The sequence below is a fragment of the Stenotrophomonas sp. HMWF023 genome (assembly GCF_003060985.1).
In the GTDB taxonomy this organism is placed as follows: domain Bacteria; phylum Pseudomonadota; class Gammaproteobacteria; order Xanthomonadales; family Xanthomonadaceae; genus Stenotrophomonas; species Stenotrophomonas lactitubi.
The window spans coordinates 1,591-4,332 of record NZ_QAIJ01000201.1; the positions used below are offsets into that span (position 1 = coordinate 1,591).

Sequence of the window (2,742 nt, forward strand, 5' to 3'; positions counted from 1 at the left end):
TCAACAAGGCCCGCCGTGAAGGCTTCATGGCGCTGGAAGACCACGTCGAGCGGCCGGCCGAAAGCGCGCTGTTCGGCAACTACCCGAAGGTGCAGGCCGACCACCACCTGATCGACTTCATCACCGACTGCCTGCGCCTGATGATCGGCAGCAACATCGAGCCGCACGAGCTGGAGCCGCTGCTGGAGCTGGAGCTGGAGAAGCACCACGCCGAAGCGATGGCGCCGTCGCAGGTGATGAACAAGGTCGCCGACGGCCTGCCCGGCTTCGGCATCGTGGCGGCGGTGCTGGGCATCGTCATCACCATGGGCTCGATCGGTGGCGACATCGTCGAAGTGGGTGGCCATGTGGCCGGCGCGCTGGTCGGTACCTTCCTCGGCATTCTGCTGGGCTACGGCTTCGTCGGCCCGATGGCCTCGGCGATGGAAGCCCGTGCCGAGCAGGACAGCCGCATCTACGAGTCGGTGAAGACCGCCCTGCTGGCCTGCCTGCGCGGCTACAACCCGAAGATCGCGCTGGAGTTCGCCCGCAAGACGCTGCCGTCGAACGTGCGCCCGGCGTTCTCCGACTTCGAGCAGCACCTGAAGACGGTCAAGTAAGCCATGGCCGAGACCAAGCCCACCGTCATCGTCCGCCGGGTCAAGAAGGCTGGCCACGCCGCCCACCACGGCGGTTCGTGGAAGGTGGCCTATGCCGACTTCGTGACCGCGATGATGGCCTTCTTCCTGGTGCTGTGGCTGATGGCCAGCACCAGCAAGCCTGAGCGCGCAGCCATTTCCGAGTACTTCCGCAACCCCAGCCCGCTGGTCGGCTCCAGCGCGACGCCGGCGCCGGGCATGGCCGGGCCGGGCGGTGCCAGCACCTCGATGATCAAGCTGGGCGGCGCCACCGACGTCTCGCGCGGCAACAGCAACGATCCCTTCCAGAACCAGCAGAAGGCGATTCCGCAGCCGGTGGACGAACAGCAGCGCGACAAGCAGCAGCTGGAAGCGTTGATGAAGGAGCTGCAGGAGGCGATCAGCCGCAGCCAGGCGCTGGAGCCGTTCAAGGACCAGCTGCTGCTGGACCTGACCCCGGAAGGCCTGCGCATCCAGATCGTGGACAAGCAGAACCGGCCGATGTTCGACCTCGGCAGCGCCACCCTGAAGCCGTACACGCAGCAGATCCTGCACGAGCTGGCCGAGTACCTGAACCACGTGCCGAACCGGATCAGCCTGACCGGCCACACCGACATCACCGCCTATTCGGCCACACGCGGCTACGGCAACTGGGAACTGAGCGCCGACCGCGCCAATGCCGCGCGCCGCGCCCTGATCGATGGCGGCATGGACGACAGCAAGATCACCCGCGTGGTCGGCCTGTCTTCGTCGGTGCTGTTCGACAGGACCGACCCGCAGAATCCGATCAACCGCCGCATCAGCATCGTGGTGATGACCAAGGCCGCCGAGGAAGCCGCGCTGGCCGGTGCCGGACCGCAGGTGGGCCTGTCGGCGACCACCGTGGATCCGGACGTGCAGGCTGCGCAGGGGCAGGCCGGGGTCGGATCCCTTTCTGCAGGAAAGGGCTCTGACCGCTGAGCGGTTTCCGCCGGGCATGGCCCGGCGAGCGCGCAGCGCGGCACCCAGTACAATGGCGGTCTTTCCGACTTCAGGTGATCCCACCCCATGTCCCAGTCCTCCAAGGCCAAGCGCGACAAGCGCAAGAAGCAGCAGGCCAAGCGTCCGTTCCTCCGTCTGAACGCCCAGCAGCAGGTGCAGAACCATGCCGTGCTGGTCAACGAGGACGGCCAGGCCGTGGCCGCCATCGGCCTGCAGGGCCGCGAGTGGCTGCTGGCCATCGGTGGCCAGACCATGGGCAACGCCGACAACCCGGTGCCGATGCTGGCCATGCTCAAGCACCTGTCCAACGTGCAGGAAGCCGAAGGCCGCAAGGTCACCCTGGAATATTCCGAGCTGATGCAGAAGCTGCTCGACACCCTGGCCGCCGAAGCGGGCCAGACGGCCGAGGAGTACCTGGACAAGCTGGTGGCCGAGTTCGCCAGCGAGCAGGCTGAAGACGCAGCCGCCGAAGGCGACGCTGCCGATGAAGCGGCTGCGGACACTGCCGGCGCCGAAGGCGCTGCCGACGCCGAGGCCGCTACGGCCGCCGACGCCGACGGCAAGCCGCAGGCCTGATCAGGCGGCGGCGGTGTCGGTCTACGTCGATGACGCGGTGCATCCCTGGCGCGGTCAGCGCTGGGCGCACCTGATGGCCGATACCCTGGCCGAGCTGCACGCGATGGCGGCGCAGCTCGGCATTCCCTCGCGGGCCTTCCAGAACAAGGCCAGCGGCGCGCATTACGATGTCACCGCCGAGCTGCGTGCGCAGGCGCTCGCGCTGGGCGCGGTGGCCATTTCCCGGCACGTGGATCGCGTGCAGGTGAAAGCGGTGATCGCCAACGCCAGGGCGCAGTACCGGCCGTAGGCGGGTACGGGTAGCGCCGGGCCATGCCCGGCGAGCGCGCAGCGCGGCGAGAAGCCGCCGGGCATGGCCCGGCGCTACCGGTGAATCTCAGAACGGGTCGCTGCCCAGCCGCACTTCCACGTTCAGCAGCGAGCACAGCGCCAGCACGGCGTCGTCATCGCGGGTCAGCGCCATCCAGCCACTGAAGCCGTCGTTGCCGGCATCCACGCTCCACAGCGTGTAGTTGTGCTCGCGCAGGCGGTCGAAGGCGGTGCTCATCAGCTGCACGCCGTCCAGGTC

The 2,742-nt window shown here is 68.1% G+C and carries 4 protein-coding genes and 1 pseudogene; 4 read left to right on the plus strand and 1 reads right to left on the minus strand.

Features of this window, described 5'->3' with window-relative positions; translation table 11 throughout:
• The 4 genes from DBR20_RS10880 to DBR20_RS10895 form a co-directional block, all read left to right on the plus strand.
• On the plus strand, nucleotides 1-599 hold a 599-nt coding region (locus tag DBR20_RS10880), incomplete at its 5' end, for a MotA/TolQ/ExbB proton channel family protein (protein ID WP_258223298.1).
• 3 nt (nucleotides 600-602) lie between these two features.
• Nucleotides 603-1,577, plus strand: coding sequence for a flagellar motor protein MotB (gene motB / locus DBR20_RS10885; RefSeq protein ID WP_108266187.1), 975 nt, complete (start codon nucleotides 603-605; stop codon nucleotides 1,575-1,577).
• Between the two features lie 87 nt (nucleotides 1,578-1,664).
• Nucleotides 1,665-2,174, plus strand: a complete 510-nt coding sequence (locus tag DBR20_RS10890; protein WP_108266188.1) for a hypothetical protein — start codon at nucleotides 1,665-1,667, stop codon at nucleotides 2,172-2,174.
• A 13-nt stretch (nucleotides 2,175-2,187) separates the two neighbouring features.
• Nucleotides 2,188-2,463 carry a DUF4031 domain-containing protein gene (locus DBR20_RS10895; RefSeq protein WP_108266189.1) on the plus strand — a complete coding sequence of 92 codons (276 nt, stop codon included), beginning with the start codon at nucleotides 2,188-2,190 and terminating at the stop codon, nucleotides 2,461-2,463.
• An 87-nt stretch (nucleotides 2,464-2,550) separates the two neighbouring features.
• Here DBR20_RS10895 and DBR20_RS10900 read toward each other — a convergent pair.
• A pseudogene (locus DBR20_RS10900) lies at nucleotides 2,551-2,742 on the minus strand (hypothetical protein); the annotation flags it as partial.